18 protein-coding genes are annotated in these 18,318 nt (G+C 62.1%); 10 read left to right on the forward strand and 8 right to left on the reverse strand.

What is annotated here, in order from left to right:
- Positions 1-14: 14 nt before the first annotated feature.
- On the reverse strand, positions 15-698 hold the full coding sequence (locus AC04SG_RS03560) for a phosphoglycolate phosphatase (protein WP_488549961.1): 684 nt from the start codon (positions 696-698) through the stop codon (positions 15-17).
- 307 nt (positions 699-1,005) lie between these two features.
- On the opposite strand from AC04SG_RS03560, the gene rpiA reads away from it, so the two are divergent.
- The 3 genes from rpiA (at position 1,006) to gor (ending at position 3,834) form a co-directional block, all read left to right on the forward strand.
- Positions 1,006-1,737: a ribose-5-phosphate isomerase RpiA gene (rpiA, locus tag AC04SG_RS03565; RefSeq protein WP_488549962.1), complete on the forward strand. Its 732-nt coding sequence runs from the start codon at positions 1,006-1,008 to the stop codon at positions 1,735-1,737.
- Positions 1,724-2,335 carry a DUF2059 domain-containing protein gene (locus tag AC04SG_RS03570; protein ID WP_203278268.1) on the forward strand — a complete coding sequence of 204 codons (612 nt, stop codon included), beginning with the start codon at positions 1,724-1,726 and terminating at the stop codon, positions 2,333-2,335. Before rpiA ends, AC04SG_RS03570 begins: the two co-directional genes overlap by 14 nt.
- 107 nt (positions 2,336-2,442) lie before the next feature.
- Positions 2,443-3,834: a glutathione-disulfide reductase gene (gene gor, locus AC04SG_RS03575; RefSeq protein ID WP_488549963.1), complete on the forward strand. Its 1,392-nt coding sequence runs from the start codon at positions 2,443-2,445 to the stop codon at positions 3,832-3,834.
- A gap of 84 nt (positions 3,835-3,918) precedes the next feature.
- Here gor and mgtE read toward each other — a convergent pair whose 3' ends face one another.
- The 3 genes from mgtE to AC04SG_RS03590 form a co-directional block, all read right to left on the reverse strand.
- Positions 3,919-5,286, reverse strand: coding sequence for a magnesium transporter (mgtE, locus tag AC04SG_RS03580; protein ID WP_488549964.1), 1,368 nt, complete (start codon positions 5,284-5,286; stop codon positions 3,919-3,921).
- A 280-nt stretch (positions 5,287-5,566) separates the two neighbouring features.
- Positions 5,567-7,459 (reverse strand): ABC transporter ATP-binding protein/permease, encoded by a 1,893-nt coding sequence (locus tag AC04SG_RS03585; protein ID WP_488549965.1) that lies wholly within the window; start codon positions 7,457-7,459, stop codon positions 5,567-5,569.
- A 361-nt stretch (positions 7,460-7,820) separates the two neighbouring features.
- Entirely contained in the window at positions 7,821-8,030 is a 210-nt protein-coding gene (locus tag AC04SG_RS03590) for a hypothetical protein (RefSeq protein ID WP_488549966.1), read from the reverse strand.
- 28 nt (positions 8,031-8,058) lie between these two features.
- Between AC04SG_RS03590 and AC04SG_RS03595 the strand changes: the two genes are divergently transcribed.
- Complete coding sequence (locus AC04SG_RS03595) at positions 8,059-8,481, forward strand: hypothetical protein (protein ID WP_488549967.1); 423 nt, start codon at positions 8,059-8,061, stop codon at positions 8,479-8,481.
- Between the two features lie 11 nt (positions 8,482-8,492).
- On the opposite strand, the gene AC04SG_RS03600 is transcribed toward AC04SG_RS03595, so the two are convergent.
- Both AC04SG_RS03600 and AC04SG_RS03605 read right to left on the reverse strand, forming a co-directional pair.
- Positions 8,493-9,173, reverse strand: a complete 681-nt coding sequence (locus AC04SG_RS03600) for a DsbA family oxidoreductase (RefSeq protein WP_488549968.1) — start codon at positions 9,171-9,173, stop codon at positions 8,493-8,495.
- 97 nt (positions 9,174-9,270) lie between these two features.
- Entirely contained in the window at positions 9,271-11,091 is a 1,821-nt protein-coding gene (locus tag AC04SG_RS03605; protein WP_488549969.1) for an extracellular solute-binding protein, read from the reverse strand.
- Positions 11,092-11,351: 260 nt separating this feature from the next.
- On the opposite strand from AC04SG_RS03605, the gene AC04SG_RS03610 reads away from it, so the two are divergent.
- Complete coding sequence (locus AC04SG_RS03610; protein WP_112561729.1) at positions 11,352-11,981, forward strand: invasion associated locus B family protein; 630 nt, start codon at positions 11,352-11,354, stop codon at positions 11,979-11,981.
- A gap of 71 nt (positions 11,982-12,052) precedes the next feature.
- Here AC04SG_RS03610 and hspQ read toward each other — a convergent pair whose 3' ends face one another.
- Positions 12,053-12,376, reverse strand: a complete 324-nt coding sequence (gene hspQ, locus AC04SG_RS03615) for a heat shock protein HspQ (RefSeq protein WP_023668971.1) — start codon at positions 12,374-12,376, stop codon at positions 12,053-12,055.
- A 263-nt stretch (positions 12,377-12,639) separates the two neighbouring features.
- Positions 12,640-13,848, reverse strand: a complete 1,209-nt coding sequence (locus tag AC04SG_RS03620) for a UbiH/UbiF family hydroxylase (RefSeq protein WP_488550053.1) — start codon at positions 13,846-13,848, stop codon at positions 12,640-12,642.
- A 102-nt stretch (positions 13,849-13,950) separates the two neighbouring features.
- On the opposite strand from AC04SG_RS03620, the gene AC04SG_RS03625 reads away from it, so the two are divergent.
- From AC04SG_RS03625 to AC04SG_RS03645, 5 genes are all read left to right on the forward strand, one after another.
- A complete protein-coding gene (locus AC04SG_RS03625; protein WP_488549970.1) occupies positions 13,951-14,847 on the forward strand; it encodes a DUF2182 domain-containing protein in 897 nt (298 codons plus the stop codon).
- Between the two features lie 14 nt (positions 14,848-14,861).
- Positions 14,862-15,476 carry a DUF1326 domain-containing protein gene (locus tag AC04SG_RS03630; RefSeq protein ID WP_488549971.1) on the forward strand — a complete coding sequence of 205 codons (615 nt, stop codon included), beginning with the start codon at positions 14,862-14,864 and terminating at the stop codon, positions 15,474-15,476.
- Positions 15,473-16,303: a phosphatidylcholine synthase gene (gene pcsA, locus AC04SG_RS03635; RefSeq protein WP_488549972.1), complete on the forward strand. Its 831-nt coding sequence runs from the start codon at positions 15,473-15,475 to the stop codon at positions 16,301-16,303. The genes AC04SG_RS03630 and pcsA overlap by 4 nt, the downstream gene beginning before the upstream one ends.
- Before the next feature lie 34 nt (positions 16,304-16,337).
- Positions 16,338-17,315, forward strand: a complete 978-nt coding sequence (locus AC04SG_RS03640; RefSeq protein ID WP_488549973.1) for a quinone oxidoreductase family protein — start codon at positions 16,338-16,340, stop codon at positions 17,313-17,315.
- A gap of 117 nt (positions 17,316-17,432) precedes the next feature.
- Positions 17,433-18,308 (forward strand): MBL fold metallo-hydrolase, encoded by an 876-nt coding sequence (locus AC04SG_RS03645; protein WP_488549974.1) that lies wholly within the window; start codon positions 17,433-17,435, stop codon positions 18,306-18,308.
- Positions 18,309-18,318 lie beyond the last annotated feature (10 nt).

Raw genomic sequence — 18,318 nt, forward strand, 5'->3', positions numbered from 1 at the left:
ATCGCCCGTTTCTCTCAACCGCTTGCCGCTGCAATCAGCCGTTCCGCCAGGTCGAGCGTCAGCGCGTCGAAATGCGAAATCACCGCCGACGGCTCGAATTCACGCACGTGGCGGTCGGTGTAGCCGAAATCGACGGCGACCACCGGAATGCCGGCGGCTTTGGCGGTGTCGATGTCGGTCTGCGAATCGCCGACCATCAGCGCGCGATGCGGATCGCCGCCGGCCAGCTTGATGGTTTCGGTCAGATGTCGCGGATCGGGCTTGCGGAAGGCGAACGTGTCCTGGCCGGCGATCGCGGCGAAATGCCTTGACAGGCCGAGCGCCTCGATCAGCGCTTTCGAATTGCCCTCATATTTGTTGGTGCAGATGGCGAGCAGGTAGCCGGCCTTCTCGAAGCGGGCGATCGCTTCGACCACGCCGGGATAGGGACGCGACTTGCCGGGGATGTTGAGCGTGTAGTGATCGAGAAACAGCTTCAGCAGCCGGTCGTGCTCCTCGACGCCAAGCGATTTCTGCTGCGCGGTATGCGCGCGCTCGATCATCACCCGCCCGCCATGGCCGACAAAGCGCCGGAAGCCGGCCTCGTCGACAGCGGCAAGCTCGCTGGCGGCAAGGCTGTGGTTGAGGCTGTCGAGCAGGTCCGGCGCCGTGTCGACCAGCGTCCCGTCGAGGTCGAACACGATGATCGGTCTGGTCATGGCCTATCCTGTGGCGATTGTTTTGTCGGCAGGCGATAGCCGCTGCGGCGCGTCGAGGCAAGCAGGCGTGGCGAGCCGCCAAGAAATGAAAACCCGCCTCGGCGGCGGGTCGTTGACGCAAGTCAGCACTCTAAACGGAAATGTAGCATACCTGCCGCCATCGGGCAACGGCATCCAAGAAAATATTCCTACGGAAGGCCCACGCATCCCACCCTGCGCATCGCCAGGCGTTCCGCTGCCGCCAAGGGCTTTGACCAGACTGGCAAAAATGTTAGGAGCCCGAGACACAAGGTTCCGGGGCAGCAGCATGGATGCGAGGCAGTTGAAGGTCGAGGCCGCGCGGGCAGCCCTTGCCCATGTCAGCGACGGCATGCGGCTCGGCATCGGCACCGGCACCACGGCGGAAGAGTTCGTGCGGCTGCTGGCCGAGAAGGTCGCCACCGGGCTGACCGTCATCGGCGTGCCGACCTCGGAGCGCACCGCGGCCCTCTGCCGGGAACTCGGCGTGCCGCTGTCGACGCTGGAGGAGACGCCCGATCTCGATCTCACCGTCGACGGCGCCGACGAGGTCGATCCGGCGCTGACGCTGATCAAGGGCGGCGGTGGCGCACTGCTGCGCGAGAAGATCGTCGCGGCGGCCTCCGGGCGCATGATCGTCATTGCCGACAAGTCGAAGATGGTCGAGACGCTCGGCCGCTTTCCGCTGCCCATCGAAGTCAATCAATTCGGCCTGCGCGCCACCGAAATCGCGGTCGCGGCAGCGGCCAAAAGTCTCGGCCTTTCCGGGCCTATTACATTGAGGATGACGGGGGGCCAGCCTTTTGTTACAGACGGCGGCCATTTTATCCTCGATGCATCTTTTGGCCGCATTCCGGATACAAGAGCGCTTTCGAATGCTCTCCATGCCATCCCCGGCGTGGTCGAGCATGGTCTTTTCATCGGGCTGGCGTCAGCGGCCATCATCGCCGGCGGCGACGGCATCCAAACCGTCCATGCCGCCCGAAAACCAGGGAGTTCTACCGATCATGATGTTGCATAAACGGGTTCGCCAATTCTCCGCCATCCTGGCGGCTTCGGCTGTCCTGGCGTTCACCGCGCCGGCGTTTTCGCAGGATGTCACCGAATCGCATCTGAAAGCGGCGCGCGCCGCGGTCGCTGCCATCCACGCGACCGACCCGTTCGACAACATCCTGCCGCAGGCGGCTGCCGCGCTAGAGCAGCAGCTTATCCAGAAGAACCCCGACATGCAGGAGCTGATCGGCAAGACCATCAGCGAGAAGGCGCTGGCGCTGGCCTCACGCCGTGCCGACCTGGAGAAGGAGGCAGCACTGGCCTATGCCAAGGTGTTCTCCGAAAAGGACCTCACCGACATCGCTGCCTTCTACAATTCCGAAGCTGGCAAGAAGCTGCTCGACAGCGGCCCGACGGTGACGCGCGATTTGGTCAAGGCGGCCGACATCTGGCAGAATGGCCTGGCGCGCGATCTCGCCCAGCAGGTCGGCGAGACGCTGGCCGCGGCCGCGAAGGCCAAGGCTCCCGCGGCACCCGCCGATGGCGCTGCCCCGGCTGATGGTGCGGCACCTGCTGACGGCGCCGCACCCGCTGACGGCGACCAGCCGGAAGCACCGAAGAACTAACCGGCATCGTCGCCGCTGGACCAAGAAAGCCCGGTGCAAACCGGGCTTTTCTTTTGGCCTCATGCAGCCTACCTGTCTCAAACATTTCTGAGGCAAGGAGCGGCAGCATGGCCGGTTACGACTACGATCTCTTCGTCATCGGTGGCGGCTCCGGCGGGGTGAGGGCGGCGCGCGTGGCGGCGGCACTCGGCAAGCGCGTCGGCATCGCCGAGGAATACCGCTATGGCGGCACATGCGTTATCCGCGGCTGCGTGCCGAAAAAACTCTACGTCTACGCCTCGCAATTTCCCGAGCACTTCACTGATGCCGCCGGCTATGGCTGGACGGTGCCGGAGGCGAGTTTCGACTGGCCGACGCTGGTCGCCAACAAGGATCGCGAGATCGCCCGGCTGGAAGCTATTTACGAGAAAAACGTGCAGGGCGCCGGCGGCGAGACGTTCCACTCGCGCGCCATGCTGGTCGACCCGCATGTCGTGCATCTCTTGGGCGACGACCGCACCGTCACCGCCGACCAGATCCTGATCGCCACCGGCGGCCGGCCGGCGCCGCATCCAGCACTTCCCGGCCATGAGCATTGCATCTTTTCCAACGAGGTCTTCGATCTCAAGCGGCTGCCGAAGGCGATCATGATCGAGGGCGGCGGCTACATCGCCGTCGAATTCGCCAACATCTTCCATGGCTTGGGCGTCGACACCACGCTGGTCTACCGCGGCAAGGAGATCCTGTCGCGTTTCGACATGGATCTGCGGCGCATGCTGCACGAGACCATGGAAAAGAAGGGGATAAAGATCCTCTGCCACGCCGTGTCGGAATGGGTGCGCAAGCGGCCGGATGGGCGGCTGGACGCGCTGGTCACCGGCGGCAAGGTGTTGACGGTCGACCAGGTCATGCTCGCCATCGGCCGCATCCCCAACACCGAGAATATGGGCCTGGAAGGCGTCGGCATCGAGCTCGGCAAGACCGGCGCCATCGTTGTCGACCAGTATTCCCGCACCAACATCGACAACATCTGGGCGATCGGCGACGTCACCAACCGTGTGCAGTTGACGCCGGTGGCGATCCACGAGGCGATGTGCTTCATCGAGACCGCCTTCAAGGGAAATCCGACGGCGCCCGACCACGACACGATCCCGACCGCCGTGTTTTCACAGCCGGAGATCGGCACTGTCGGCCTGTCCGAGGACGATGCCGTCAAGCGCTACTCCGACATCGAGATCTACCGCGCCACGTTCCGGCCGATGCGGCATACGCTGTCGGGCCGCGACGAAAAGATGCTGACAAAGCTGGTGGTCGACGGCGCCACGCGAAAAGTGCTCGGCGCCCACATTCTGGGACCTGACGCCGGCGAGATGGCGCAGCTTCTCGGCATTCCGCTGAAGGCCGGCGTCACCAAGGACGATTTCGACCGCACCATGGCCGTCCACCCGACGGCGGCGGAAGAACTGGTCACCATGTACAAGCCGACCTACCGCGTGAAGGACGGCGTGCGCGTCGATTGATGCCCGGCATCATTCCTCGAGGTGAAGCCTGAGCAAGGCGAACCCGCCGCCGGTCATTGCCGGCGGCAGGATGTCTAGCGGCTGCTACAGCAGGGTGCCGCGCAGGATGACCAGCGCCACCGAGAAATAGATCACCAGGCCGGTCACATCGACCAGCGTGGCGACGAACGGCGCCGAAGCACTCGCCGGATCGAAGCCGATCCGTTTCAACGCGAACGGCAGCATCGAGCCCGACAGCGAACCGAAGGTGACGATGCCGACGAGCGCTGCTCCCACCGTCGTGGCGATCAGCGGCCAATGCGGCCCATAGTCGTAGAAGCCCATATATTGCCAGAGTGCGATGCGGCAGATGCCGACCACGCCAAGCATGCCGCCGAGCACGAGGCCGGTGGGCAGTTCGCGCAATGCCACCCGCCACCAGTCGCGAAGGCCGATCTCGCGCAATGCCAGCGCGCGGATGACGAGCGAGGTTGCCTGGGAGCCGGAATTGCCGCCCGAACTCATGATCAGCGGGATGAACAGAGTGAGCACGATCGCCTTCTCCAGCTCGCCCTCATAGCTTTGCATGGCGTTGGCGGTCAGCATCTCTGAGATGAACAGCGCGCATAGCCAGCCGCCGCGCTTCTTGATCATGGCGAGGAAGCTCATCTTCATATAGGGCTCCTCCAGCGCCTCCATGCCGCCGAAACGGTGCACGTCCTCGGTCGTCTCCTCGATCATGGTGTCGATGATGTCGTCGATGGTGACAATGCCGAGGATCTTGCCGTGGTCGACGACGGGAACCGCGAGCAGATCGTATTTGGAGATCGTCTGCGCCAGGGTCTCGCGATCGGTCAGCGGCGTCACCGTCACCGGCACGCGGTCCGGCGCCACCGACAGGATCGGATCGTCCGGCTCGCCGGTGATCAGCCGGCGCAGGCCGGTCGAACGCGCCAGCACATGCGTCTCAGGATCGACGATGTAGATGGCGTAGACGGTCTCGCGCGTCCGCTCGACCTTGCGGATGTAGTCCAGCGTGCGGCCGACGGTCCAATCCGAAGGCACGCTGACGAACTCGGTCGTCATGATCGAGGCGGCGCTGCCTTCGGGGTAGCCGAGAATGGAAAGCAGCGTCGCCCGCAGCGGCGGTGCCAGCCCGCCGACCAGCTCGGAACGCGCCGGCTCGTCCAGCTCGCGCAGGATATCGGCGGCGCGGTCGACCGACATGGCGGTGAGGAGCTTGCACGCCTTGGCGCGCGGCAGCGCCTCGGCCAGTTCGGACGCGCCGTCGAGTTCCGGTTGGTCGAAGATCTCGACCAGCCGCTCGAACGGCACTTCGCAAAGCAGTTCGATCGCGTCCTCGCGAGGTTCCCGGTTCAGGGCCTCGACGACATCGGCGACGTGATCATTGGCAAGGATACGGGCGATCGCGACGGCATCGTCGCCCGCTACGACGGGGGAAAATTCGTTCATGGCTCACTCCTTGCCGTCCGGCAGGACGTGAGCCACTAGGTCACGTCTAGGCGGACGGCGGTTGCGTTCGACTGTGACTGTCGCCAGGCATGGCGCGGTGACCTTTCTGCTTGCGGGTTCGATTTGGAATGCTGCAAGCCGGGCGCAACATAGGAGCGCGTTTTGGCGAGTCAATCGCAGGAACGGCGGAAAACTGCCGGGAACAGGCCCAATCGCGAGACTGTGATCGACCGCCGTCGTTGCCGCACTGTTGCGACCCGGCAAGAGCTTGGTGTGGTTGCTATTTCTGCTTCAGCCGGCGCGAGAAGCGCAGCCATTTGTCTTCGACCGGTCGCGGCTGCGTAAGGATGGTGGTGAGTTCGCGCGGCAGGTTCGGAGCAAGCGGCTTCTTGGTGGCGACACCGTCGGCGATCGCAACCACGCTGTGGTAGAATTCCTCGCCCGTGGCTGATCGTGGCGCAATCGCCTCGTGCATGATGCTGATCACCGTGACATCGGGACAGTTGTCCTTGATCGCCTGGTGGAAAGCGATCTTGCCATCCGGATCGAGCGCGCCGGTCGCTTCGTCGAGGAACAGAAGCCCAGGCTGCTGCAGCACGATGCGGGCCACCACCAGCTTCTGCTTCTGGCCGCCGGAAAGCATCTGATCCCAGATCTTTCCCTCGCGGCTTTCGTCGGCCATGTGTTCGATGAAGTCGCCAAGGCCGGCCTTGTGCAGGGCAGACGCCACCTGCGCATCGCTATAGTCCTGCTCGGAGCCGGGCAGACACACCAGCTGCTTCAGTGACACCTGCTGCAGCTTGACCTCCTGGGCGGCATAGAAACTTTTCACGCCGTCGGGGAAGACGATGGTTCCACGGCCATAGGGCCACAGGCCGTTGATCGCCTTGATCAGCGAAGTCTTGCCGCAGCCGGACTCGCCCTTGAGGAACGTCCACTCGCCACGCCGGAAGCGCAGATTGGCAGCGCTCAGGAACGGCGTGGCATCTTCGCCCTGATGCGCCAGTTCGAGCTTCTGGATGGTCAGGCCGAAGACCGGGTTCTGGCTGGCATAGTGGAAGTCGGAGCGGCCGGTCTGGCTGTAGAACTCCTGCGGCTGCTGGACGTTCTCGATGGCGTTCGCCAATTCGGTGACGCGCTGGCTGTTGGCGCGCAAGGTCGCGATGTCGGGCATCACGCGGATGAGCCAGGAACACTGGCCGATCAGCTGATTGATCATCTCGGCGCCGGTCACGTAGCCTTTGAGGTCAAGTTTGTTGTGAATAAAGGAAACCAGACCGGGCGCATAAGCGACGATGCGAAAGCCCATGAAATTGTGGACCGCCTCGAATGCGTCGTAAGAGACGTTGACGATATTCAACCGTGCCCAGGTCCGATCGATGTCGCCATAGAGCCGGTTGTTCACCGTCTTCTGCACGTCTTCTGCGCTTGACGCGGCGACGTGGAAACTGCGGCGAAGAAAGGTCGTCAATTCGCCGCGATAGCTGCCCTCGGCCTGCTGCAGCCGCACATTCAGCCGCTCCAGCACTCTTCCAAGTCTTACCGCGATCCAGGTGTTGAACGGCACGTAGGTGGCGATGGCGAGCAGCGCGAGGACAGCGCTGCCATAGCTCCCGAGGAACTCCAGCCCGGCCACCTCCACGGAGGTCTCGATGAGGTTCTCGCCGATAAAATAGAGTGACGTGGCAACGCCAAGCACGCCCATGGCGAGGCCGATCGCGCCGCCTGTCATGCCTTTGATCGATTCCTGGATACGTTGGTCGATATTGTCCGGTGCGGGGCCCCCGCTGCCGGCCGAACCATGCTGGGCGTGGAAATGGCTATGATTGCCATCGAGCAGCGCTTGATTGAACTGGCTGTTCAACCAACCGCGCCATTTGCGGTGCAAAGTCTTTGACACCAGACTTCTCGCACCAACGAGGCCGGCATCCTTGAGCACAAACAGGACCACGACGAGCCCCGCATCGGTCAGCAGCGTCCTAAGTGGCGCGGTGTTGGCGGCGTCATGATAGTAATTGATCGAGTAGGTCAATTCCCCGATCATCAGGGCCAACCAGACCCCGGCTTTGCTGAGGAGTGTTGTGAGGGCTGCGATGACGATGGTGAGGGTCCAGGCTTCCTTCCACCGGTCCGAGAACCAGTAGGCCCGCATCAGTCCCCAGAAGGTCCGCATCGACGATACCGGCGTCAGGGGCGACGGGCCGGCGGCGGCGTCGCGGTTCCAAAGTGCCGATATTGAACGTCGCGGTCTGTCGACCTGAATCACAATCCCGCCCAAACCTTTTTTAGTTTTGTTACGGATAGTAACACCAATTGATCATTTTCTATTAATTTTATCGCGGCGAATGTGAGGCAGCCCACGTGCCGTTGCTATGAGGCAACAGGTGGTGCGTGGAGACAGCGGTCTCCAGGGCAAATATCCCTTTTGGTTTCAATGTTTTGTGAGAACGTCGAGATGTGCGAAAAGCTTCCCCTAGGGAAGCAAGATTCACGGCTTTGTGAACCACCAGGCCTTGTCGATCGGCCGGTTTTCTTTACCGCCCAGCCAAAAAATTTCCGGTCGTGATCGCTTTGGGTTCACCCGAATCGTCCGTTCCCGAGACCGAGAAGTACCCGGAAATGGTCTTGGCGGCGCTGTCGATCACCACATCGCCGGGCGCACTTTTTAGCTGCCGCTCAACAGGATTTGACAATCCATATGCCGCCGGTTGAACCTTGCGGAGCACTGTCGGCACCCATTGCATATCCGGTTCTCCAACAAGGAAGCTCCCAATGCTTGCACGTGCAGCCGCCTCAGCAATCCTGTCGCTCTTTGCCTTTCTGCCTCTGGCGCATGCCGGGAACCAGACCATTCCGGCGAGCGCCGAGGGGCAAATCGAGTTCAACACGCCGTCCGGCAACATCGGCTGCATCTACACACCGAAGGGTGGCACCAGCACCTACCAGCCGCAGGATGGCGGTCCGGAACTGAGCTGTTCGCGCGTCGAGCCCAGCTACGTCACGGTGATCCTCGGGCCGAACGGGCCGGCGACATTGATCAAGAATCCGGGGGAGCAGGGCTGCTGCAGCGATGTCGCCAAGCTGGCCTATGGCAACAGCTGGAGCAAAGGGCCGTTTACCTGCCAGTCGTCAACCAAGGGACTGACCTGCACGGGCAGCAGCGGACACGGCTTCTTCGTTACAAGGCCAAGGTGACGGTGAAATAGTCAGCTGGCTTTTTCGAGCTCGCCCTTGGCCTTTGCGGCGGCGACCTGGCGGATGGCGTCGGCCAGCGTGTCGGCGTCCTGCGCGCCCATGACGGCATATTTGCCTTCGAGCAGGAAGCACGGCACGCCGGTGATGCCCATGCGCGATGCCGTGGCGATTTCTGTACGCACCGCCTCGACGTCGGCGTCGGTCGGCAACAGCGTTTCGACCACGGCAGCGTCCATGCCGGCCTCGCGGGCGGCTTCGATCAGCACCGCGTGATCGCCGATATTGGCGCCTTCCTCGAAATACAATTGGAACAGCCGGCGCACCAAGCGGTTCTGCACGGCTTCACCGGCTGCCCCGGCCCAGCGGATGACGCGATGCGCGTCCAGCGTGTTGGCTGCGACCTTGATGGCGTCGAAGGCGAAGTTGATCCCCTCGGCTTCGCCGAGCGGCTCGATGCGCGCATGCATCTGGCGGATACGCTCCTCGCTGCCGAACTTGGCCAGCATGTATTCACGCCGATCCTTGCCGTCTGGCGGAATGGTCGGGTCGAGCTGGAACGGCCGCCAGCGCACATGCACCTCAATGTCGCCGGCAGCGGCGATCGCCTTGTCGAGCCGCTTCTGGCCGATGAAGCACCAGGGGCAAACGGCATCGGAAACCACGTCGACGGTAATGGAATTGTCTTTGCTCATCTCGATCTCCTGCCGCGAACACATCTTTGAGCGATCTCTGGACAAAACGGTTTTCCGTTTGTCCGCGAAAACCGGTAACCACTTTTCGGGATCATGCTCAGTTCGCTTTGCGCCACCAGGTCGGCCATTGATAACCGAATATGGGTGTCTTTTTCGGATGGTCCAGATAATTCCAGTAAGCGAGCCATTGCTGCGCGTTGTACTGCATTGGCACCATATAGTTGCCGGAGATGAGCAATCGGTCGAGGACGCGCACCGCGGCGACGTAATCCTCCTTGGTCCGCGCTCTCAGCATCGCATCGATCGCAGCATCCACCGCCGGATCGGCGACGCCGGCCAGGTTGAACGAACCTTCCCTCTTGGCTTCTGAAGAACCCCAGCGAAAACTCTGCTCGATGCCGGGCGACAGCGAGTTGCTGAAACCGCTCGACCCGATCAGCACCTCGAAATCGAAACGCTGCTTGCGCGACTGGATCTGGTCGGCTTCGAGGCTGCGGATGGTCACCGTGATGCCGATCTTCTCCAGCGTGCGCTGATAGATGGCGGCAAAGCGTTCCTCATCCTGCGAGGCGGTCAGGATTTCGAAACCGAAAGGGTTTCCCTTGGGGTCCTGCAGTACCCCATCCTTCACGGCATAGCCCTGGCTCTTCAGCAGGTCGAAAGCCACCTTCAGCACCTTCCGGTCCTGGCCCGTGCCGTCATTCACCGGCGGTCGCCAGGTGCCGTCCATGACATCGGCCGGCACGCGTCCGGGGTAGGGCGCCAGCAGCGCCTTCTCCCTGTCGGAGGCGGGATGGTCGAGCGCGGACAGTTCGGAATTCTGCCAATAGCTCATCGTGCGTGTGTATTTGCCGCCGAACAGGTTCTTGTTGGCCCATTCGAAGTCGTAGAGCATGCCGAGCGCGCGCCGCACCACCGGATTGGAAAACTTCTCCAGCCTGGTGTTGAACAGGAACCCGGTCACCACTGGCGGTATGCCAGTGTCGAAGGTCTCGGCAATCACCTCGCCTCGGTGAAACGCGGGAAAATCGATGTCGCGCTCGCGCTTGATCGGATCGCCCTCATCATAGATGGCGCAGATGCCTTTCTTGAACGCTTCCGTCTTGGCATTGGCGTTGAGGAAGTACTCGATGGTGATCTGGTCGTAATTGTCGAAGCCGCGCTTGGAGGGGAGGTTCTTGCCCCAGTAATTCGGGTTGCGCTTGAAGACGATGCGCTGCCCCGGCTGCACCTTGTCGACGATGTAGGGCCCGCTGCCGATCAGCGGTTTCAGCGTCGTCTTGTCGAAAGTGTCCTTGTCGAAGGCGTGCTTGGGGATGATCGGCGTCAGCGCGATGATCAAGGGCGTCTCGCGGTTGGCCTTGTCATTGAATGTAAAGCGCACGCTGTGATCGCCGGTCTTTTCGAGCTTGGCGATCAGGCTCATGCGATCGCTGTAGGGCGGGCGGCCCTTGTCGGTGAAGACATCGTAGGTGAACAGCACGTCTTCCGGCGTCACCGGCTCTCCATCAGACCACTTTGCATTCGGGTTGAGGTGGAATTCGATCGACTTTCGCTCGGGATCCATGTCGGCGCTGTCGGCGAGCAGGCCATAGAGGCTGAAGGCCTCGTCATAATTGCGCGTCATCAACGGTTCGAAAACCAGGTTGCCGTAGTTCAGATCCATCATGCCGCGCGCCGTGGTGCGCAAGCTCTTCAGAATGAACGGGTTGAGATTGTCGAAGCTGCCGACGACGCAATAGGTGATGTTGCCGCCCTTCGGCGCATCGGGATTGGCGTAGTCGAAATGGGTGTAGTCTGCCGGCAGCGCCGGCTCGCCCTGCATGGCGATGGCATGTTTCGGCTCCGACATTGCGGGCTGAAGTGAAAGGGCGAGAAACGAGATCGCGGCGATCAGCCAAACAAGAACGCGGCCCATGACCGTCTCCTTACTGGGCGGCTTGATGATTCGGAGTGCACCCTAGCATGGCGCCGCCGAGCTCCGGCCAGATACGTCAGCCCAAATCGCACGACCCAAATGGCAGAGCCAAGAATCGCAGGCGCCGGGCTGGATTCGGCTGCGCATGCGGTGTAACACGCGCTCCGAAGTCATCCTGTTGCCTCAATTCGGCAACAGGTAGCTGGACCGCGCGGCGCGAAGAAGCCGGTTCCGGGATCATTTGAGAGGAAGTACACGACATGACGAGCCTGAACAGCAACGCATACCGCCTTTCGGTCATTGCCGCGGGCGTGGTCGGCTTTCTGGGCGCCGGACTTCTCTCTGCTTCGGCACAACAGCAGCAGCAGATTCCGCAGGGCTGGTTCAAGGCCTGCACCAAGCAGGAAGACGTCGACATCTGCAATGTCCAGAACATCGTCACCGCCGGCAACGGCCAGCTGGTCACCGGCGTCAGCCTGATTGAGCTGAAGGGCAAGGTGAACCGCAAGGTGTTCCAGGTGACGGTTCCGACCGGACGTCTGGTGCCTCCCGGCATCGGCTTGCAGATCGACACCGGCAAGGCGCAGAAGCTCGATTATGTCATCTGCTTCCCTGATCGTTGCGTGGCCGAAGTGCCGCTGACCGACACGCTCGTCGCTTCCTTCAAGAAGGGCCAGGCGATCACGCTCACTTCGGTCAACTTCCAGAACCAGCCGAACCCGATCAAGGTTGCCTTGACCGGCTTCAGCGGGGCCTATGACGGCCCGCCGCTGCAGCAGTCCGATATCGAAGACCGGCAGAAGAAGCTTCAGGACTTCGTTGCCAAGAACAACCAGGATTTTGCCAAGAAGCTCAAGGACGAGCAGGACAAGGCCAAGGCCGCCAACTGATCTCGGGAAAATTCCAAAATACAAAAAGCGGGGCATTGCCCCGCTTTTTTGTTGCCCCGTTCAGTATGCGGTCAATGTCTCGACTGGCGTTTCGGCTCGTAGCGTCCGTCCGGCCGCTTGTCGAACATCTCGCCGATCTGCGGGTGCCGTACCGGCTCGCCCGACTGGTCCTCAAGCAGGTTCTGTTCGGACACATAGGCGATGTATTCGGTTTCCGAATTCTCGGCGAGCAGATGATAGAACGGCTGGTCCTTGCGCGGCCGCACGTCGGCCGGGATCGCCTCGTACCATTCGTCGGTGTTGGCGAATTGCGGATCGACATCGAAAATGATGCCACGAAATGGAAACAGCCTGTGGCGAACCACCTGTCCGATCGAGAATTTGGCTGTTTTCATCATACTCACCACTAGGCCTTGAAGCGCCCGGCGTCCCCTGGAATGCACGGCACGCGCTCTAAGGCTTTGAATTTACACACGCCGTCACCAAAAATCGAGCCCGACTTTAGGGCTGGTATCCGACCCTATCTGGCGCAGACGGTGGTCCAATTCAATGCCGAAGCGCTTGACGCCTTGTGAAGCTACGGGCTAGCCCGGTCCAAGGTTTTCGGGCCAGGGCAAAAATGTCTGACCGGCTGCTCTACATGATCCGGCACGGAATATTACCGCCGGACCTGTTTCCCTAGGCCAGTAAGTGCTGCAAAGCCGCTGCCCGGCCTCAAGCCCTCGCGCATGAAGAAGGCGCGCAGCGGCGCGAAACTGCCGAGCACAGTAAGGCCGGCGCTGCGCGCCATCTGCGCCGGCAGCATGTCCGACAGCAGCGACATGTTGAGCAGGTTGACTGCCCCGCTGCGCGCCAGAATGTCGGGACGGCGCCGGGAATCATAGGCTGCGAGGGCCTTTGGGGCGCCAGGATCGCTGCGGTTTTCGCCAGCAATTCCAATCAGATCGTCGATGTCCCTGATACCGAGGTTGAGGCCTTGGGCACCGATAGGCGGAAACACATGTGCCGCCTCGCCGACCAGCGCCACCCGGTTTTGTGCGAAGCGCCCCGGTGATGCCGCTGAAAGCGGGTAGATCTGCCGGCCGGGCTCGACCGACACCCGGCCCAGCATCGACTGCATCTGCTGTTCGACACGCTCGGAAAGTGTCACGTCATCGAGTGCGGCAAGGTCTTTTGCCGTTTCCGGTTTCACCACCCAGACAAGGCTGGAGCGGTTGCCGGGCAGGGGCACCTGGGTGAACGGACCGGTTTCGGTGTGGAATTCTGTCGAGGTGAAGCCGTGTTCGCTGCGGTGGCCGAAATTCAGCACCAGCGCCGCCTGCGGATAGGATCGCACCGACGCCGCTATGCCCGCCGCCTCGCGCGCCGGTGACAAGCGCCCATCGGCAGCGACCGCCAGCGATGCGGAAATTTCGTGGCCATCCGCCAGAACGGCATGTGCCCCGCCGGCGTCCAGGCGCCAGCTCTCAACCATCACCTTCAGCCATTCGATACCGGGATGCGCGATGACGGCCCTGGCCAGCGCCGGGTTGAGCGCGCTGTTGGGCAGGTTGAGCCCGAACTGCTCCTCGCCGATCTCCGTGGCACGAAAGGTGACCACCGGGCTGCGGATCAGCCGGCTTGTAGCATCGACGATGCGCATCACCTTCAGCGGCGCGGCTTTTGGCCTGATGTCGGCCAGCACGCCTAGCCGATCGAGAATCTTGAGGGCAGGGTTCATCAGCGCCGTCGTCCGGCCATCGGGGCCGCCCGCCTCGGGTCCGATGAGAGTCACGGGAAATCCCGCCTCGGCAAAACCGAGCGCCGCGATCAGCCCTGCGGGGCCGCTGCCGGCAACCAGTATCCGTGCTGTCTCGCGATGATCCAAATTGGACTTCCAGATTGCGATGCAGGTCGATCCTGTCTGTCCATGGATATAGGTCAGACCATGCGGCTTGATCAACGCGGCGATTAGGCTCATTCGATTGCCATGACCGGCCAGCAGGACGATTTCAGCCATCTCGACCGCGCCGGCCGCGCCACGGCAGGCCTTGCCCGCCATCCCCGGCTGACGGTCAACATCGCCATCGGCGGCGGCATTCTGCTCGCATGGTTCATTCTCGGCGCCATGGCGATCCGCGGCGCCGAAGGCCGGCTTCCCGGCGCCGGCGCACCGGGTGATGTGGTGTTGCGCTATCTGCCGCAGCTGCCGCTGCCGGATTTTCTCGACCGCTTCTTCGGCTTGTGCCTGACGCCCGCACCGCTCGATGCCGGCAGCGGCGCACAATTTCTGGCACTGATCGCCATGTGGTTCCTGATGGCCGTGGCGGCGATGCTGCCGTCGGCAGCGCCTATGATCCGCACCTATTGCGAAATCGCCGACACCGCCCGCATCAAGGGCGAACCGGTGGCCCACCCGCTCGCCCTGGTTGCCGGCTACCTCTGTACATGGCTTGTCGCCTCGGCCGGCTTTGCGGCGCTGACGTTGATCGTCCACGCATTTGCGTCGTCGGGGCGATTGCTCGATCCGGTGAGCGGCATTGCCGCGGCTGCCGCTTTGCTGGTGGCCGGCCTCTACCAGTTCAGCAGCCTCAAGCAGGCCTGCCTGACAAAATGCCGGAACCCGTTCTCGATCCTGTTTTCCAACTGGAGCGCGAAGCCCAGCCGCATTTTCCGGCTCGGGCTGGAGCAGGGCCTGTGGTGCCTCGGCTGTTGCTGGGCGCTGATGCTGGTGATGTTTGCCGTCGGCACCATGAACGTGTTCTGGATGGCGCTGATCGGCCTGTTCACTTTGATCGAAAAACAGACCACCGGCAGGGTTCCTACCCGGGTGGCCGGTGCGATACTGCTTGTCTGGGCAGTCGCCCTGCTAGTAGTCTCGGCATGACGGGGGACAATTCAATGGCAGAGCAAGGCTGGGCAATGAAAGGAGAGCTCGTACTCTCCTGTAATTGCATGGTTTTTTGCCCATGTGTGCTGTCGCTTGGCAGCCATCCGCCGACAGAGGGCTATTGCCAGACATGGGCGGGGTTTCGCATCGACGCCGGCCATTTCGGCGAGGTCGACCTGTCCGGTCTCAATCTCGGACTGGTCATGGAAATCCCCGGCTATATGAGCCGCGGCAACTGGACGGCGGGCCTGTTCATCGACAAGCGTGCGTCGGTCTACGCGGTGAAGGCGTTGACCAAAATCTTCACTGGCAAGGCCGGCGGAACCACGTCGCTGCTGTCTATCCTTGTCGGCAAGTTCCTCGGCGTCGAGCAGGTGCCGATCACCTACGAGACGCGTGACAAGACCCGCATTTTCCAGATACCGAAGATCATCGACGGGGCGGTGACACCGATTCCCGGCAAGGATCGCAAGAAGGACACCGTGATCAGCAATTCGGAATACTGGATCGCGCCGGAGATCATCGTGGCCAGATCCGACAAGAGCAAGATGCGTGCTTTCGGCCGCAACTGGAATTTCGCCGGCCGCTCGGCCGAAATCTGCAAGCTGGATTGGCGGGGCCCGTGAGCAAGAACACAACCGCCAGGAACGCCGCCAAAAAGATCACCGACCGGATTCCGAGGCCGAAGAAGAAGGTCACCTGGCCGCAGGCGCGTGCGTTCTCGGTGCATCTGCTCACCGCGTCGGGCTCGTTCCTGGCCTTCCTTTCGCTGGTGGCGGCGAGTGAGGAACGCTGGACGGCGATGTTCTGGTGGCTGGGTCTGGCGCTGTTCGTCGATGGTATCGACGGCCCGATCGCCCGAAAGCTCGAGGTCAAGGAGATCCTGCCGACCTGGTCGGGCGAACTCCTCGACAACATCATCGACTATGTCACCTATGTGCTGATCCCGGCCTTCGCACTCTACCAGCGCGGCTTCATGGGGGAGCGGCTGTCGTTCCTGTCGGCGGCCATCATCGTCGTGTCGAGCGCCATCTATTATGCCGACACCGGCATGAAGACGAAGGAGAACTTCTTCAAAGGCTTTCCGGTGGTCTGGAACATGGTGGTGTTCACGCTGTTCGTCATCGAGCCAGGGCAATGGGTGTCCTTTGGCGTCGTCCTGGCGGCCGGCATCCTGACCTTCGTGCCGATCAATTTCATCCATCCGGTGCGGGTGGTGCGGCTACGGCCAATCAATCTCGGCATGACGCTGCTGTGGTGCGCTTTCGGCGCGCTGGCGCTGGCGCAGGCAGCCCTTGCCGCCTTCTACGACCAGATCGGCGTTCTGGGCGAGCAGGTCAGCGTGTTCACCAAGGTCGGCATTACCGTCACCGGGCTTTACCTCGCCTGCATCGGCGCTATCATGCAGTTCTTCCCAAAGCTCGGCGCCAAGCCTCCCAACAAAAGCGACTGACAGCAAGAAAACCTGACCCGCAGGAAGCCCTAAAATGTCCAAAGCGATCCGTATCCACGCCCATGGCGGTCCGGAAGTCCTGACCTATGAGGATGCCGATCCAGGCCAGCCCGGCGCCGGGCAGATCCTGGTCAGGCACACGGCGATCGGCCTCAATTTCATCGATGTCTATCATCGCACCGGCCTTTATCCGCCGCCCGGCGGCTTCCCGCTGGTCCCGGGCGGCGAAGCGGCCGGCGTCGTGCTGGCGGTTGGCACTGGCGTCGACTGGCTGAAGCCCGGCGATCGCATCGCCTATGCCGTCAATGTCGGCGCCTATGCCGAAGAGCGCGTCATCGCCGCCGACCGAGTGGTCAAGGTGCCGGACGGCATCAGCGACGAACAGGCCGCCGGCATGATGCTGAAAGGCATGACGGCGGAGTATCTGCTGCGTCGTACCTTCAAGGTGAAAGCGGGCGACACCATCCTGTTTCACGCCGCCGCCGGCGGCGTCGGCCTGATCCTGGGACAATGGGCAAAACATCTCGGCGCGACCGTCATCGGCACGGCAAGCTCGACCGACAAGATCGAACTCGCCAAGGCGCATGGCTTCGACCACGTCATCAACTACAAGGAGCAGGATTTCGTCGCCGGCGTCGCCACAATCACCGGCGGCAAAAAATGCGACGTCGTCTACGATTCGGTCGGCAACGACACATTCCCCGCCTCGCTCGACTGCCTGCGGCCGCTCGGCATGTTCGTTTCCTTCGGCCAGTCCTCGGGGCCGATCCCGCCGTTTTCGATGTCGCTCCTGGCGCAGAAGGGCTCGCTGTTCGTCACCAGGCCGACGCTGTTCGTCTACAATGCAAAGCGCGAGGACCTCGAAGTCTCCGCCGCGGCCTTGTTCGACGTGGTGCTGAGCGGCGCGGTCGAGATCAAGATCAACCAGCGCTATGCGCTGAAGGATGCCGGCAAGGCGCAGGCCGACCTCGAAGCGCGCAAGACGACAGGCACCACCATTCTCGTTCCCTGACAGAATGCCATGGTTTTCAGTGCTCCAAGGCCGTGGCAGGCGGCGCGATGTCTGACGCCAGATAGGCGCAAATGTTGTATCATCGATCCGTCCCTTGATTGAAGAAGGATCAAACCGATGGATGACTGGAGAATCGGGGATATTTCGGTAACCAGAATTCTGGAGATGTGCGACCCTCTGGGGACGCCGTCGGAATGGTTCCCCGACTGCACCGATGAAGCACTCGAACCGCATCTTCATTGGCTCACGCCCCGATTGATATCGCCGGCAACTGGCCGGCTTATTCTTCCCATCCAGAGTTTTCTGGTTCGTACCGGACACCACACCATTCTGGTCGACAGTTGCGTCGGCAACGACAAGACGTTCGCATACTTCCCGCATTGGCATCGCCGCAATGACGGCACCTTTTTGGAGCGCCTGGCAAATGCAGGTGTTGCTCCCGAGCAGATTGACTATGTGCTTTGCACCCATCTTCATGTCGACCATTGCGGCTGGAACACACGACTGGTGGACGGGCGTTGGATGCCGACATTCCCGAACGCCCGCTACATCATGGCGCGACGCGAGTTCGAGGCCGCACAGGCGGCCTCCGGCGATGCCGACGATCGGACCTATGAGGACAATGTGCTGCCAATCGTCGAGGCTGGTCGGGCTGTGCTTGTTGATATGGATTATGAACTCGATGGCGAAGTGTGGTTGGAACCGATGCCGGGCCACACCCCGGGGCACGTAGCCATCGGCCTGAGATCTCGAGGCGTAGGGGCAGTGTTTTCCGGCGATCTCATGCATTGGCCGATGCAATGCATATACCCCGACTGGAGCTTTCGGTACGACACGGACCCTGACCAGGCACGTCGGACGCGGTGGGCATTCCTGGAGGCTTGCTCGGACAATGGCCGCATCGTCATGACATCGCATTTTCCCTTGCCGTCGGTGGGAACTATCTCGCGACGCCACTCGTCATTCTGGTTCGATGATTATCAGCCGTGGTAATCGCCGGGGA

Source organism: Mesorhizobium sp. CNPSo 4684 (genome assembly GCF_057784315.1).

What these genes read in the sequence shown, in the direction of transcription:
- AC04SG_RS03560 (WP_488549961.1), bottom strand. Translation starts at nt 698, where the DNA reads ATGACCAGACCGATCATCGTGTTCGACCTCGACGGGACGCTGGTCGAC.
- AC04SG_RS03630 (WP_488549971.1), top strand. Translation starts at nt 14,862, where the DNA reads ATGGCAGAGCAAGGCTGGGCAATGAAAGGAGAGCTCGTACTCTCCTGT.
- AC04SG_RS03595 (WP_488549967.1), top strand. Translation starts at nt 8,059, where the DNA reads ATGCTTGCACGTGCAGCCGCCTCAGCAATCCTGTCGCTCTTTGCCTTT.
- AC04SG_RS03570 (WP_203278268.1), top strand. Translation starts at nt 1,724, where the DNA reads ATGATGTTGCATAAACGGGTTCGCCAATTCTCCGCCATCCTGGCGGCT.
- AC04SG_RS03640 (WP_488549973.1), top strand. Translation starts at nt 16,338, where the DNA reads ATGTCCAAAGCGATCCGTATCCACGCCCATGGCGGTCCGGAAGTCCTG.
- AC04SG_RS03590 (WP_488549966.1), bottom strand. Translation starts at nt 8,030, where the DNA reads ATGCAATGGGTGCCGACAGTGCTCCGCAAGGTTCAACCGGCGGCATAT.
- AC04SG_RS03610 (WP_112561729.1), top strand. Translation starts at nt 11,352, where the DNA reads ATGACGAGCCTGAACAGCAACGCATACCGCCTTTCGGTCATTGCCGCG.
- rpiA (WP_488549962.1), top strand. Translation starts at nt 1,006, where the DNA reads ATGGATGCGAGGCAGTTGAAGGTCGAGGCCGCGCGGGCAGCCCTTGCC.
- AC04SG_RS03645 (WP_488549974.1), top strand. Translation starts at nt 17,433, where the DNA reads ATGGATGACTGGAGAATCGGGGATATTTCGGTAACCAGAATTCTGGAG.
- AC04SG_RS03585 (WP_488549965.1), bottom strand. Translation starts at nt 7,459, where the DNA reads ATGCGGACCTTCTGGGGACTGATGCGGGCCTACTGGTTCTCGGACCGG.
- AC04SG_RS03625 (WP_488549970.1), top strand. Translation starts at nt 13,951, where the DNA reads ATGACCGGCCAGCAGGACGATTTCAGCCATCTCGACCGCGCCGGCCGC.
- hspQ (WP_023668971.1), bottom strand. Translation starts at nt 12,376, where the DNA reads ATGAAAACAGCCAAATTCTCGATCGGACAGGTGGTTCGCCACAGGCTG.
- AC04SG_RS03600 (WP_488549968.1), bottom strand. Translation starts at nt 9,173, where the DNA reads ATGAGCAAAGACAATTCCATTACCGTCGACGTGGTTTCCGATGCCGTT.
- AC04SG_RS03605 (WP_488549969.1), bottom strand. Translation starts at nt 11,091, where the DNA reads ATGGGCCGCGTTCTTGTTTGGCTGATCGCCGCGATCTCGTTTCTCGCC.
- gor (WP_488549963.1), top strand. Translation starts at nt 2,443, where the DNA reads ATGGCCGGTTACGACTACGATCTCTTCGTCATCGGTGGCGGCTCCGGC.
- mgtE (WP_488549964.1), bottom strand. Translation starts at nt 5,286, where the DNA reads ATGAACGAATTTTCCCCCGTCGTAGCGGGCGACGATGCCGTCGCGATC.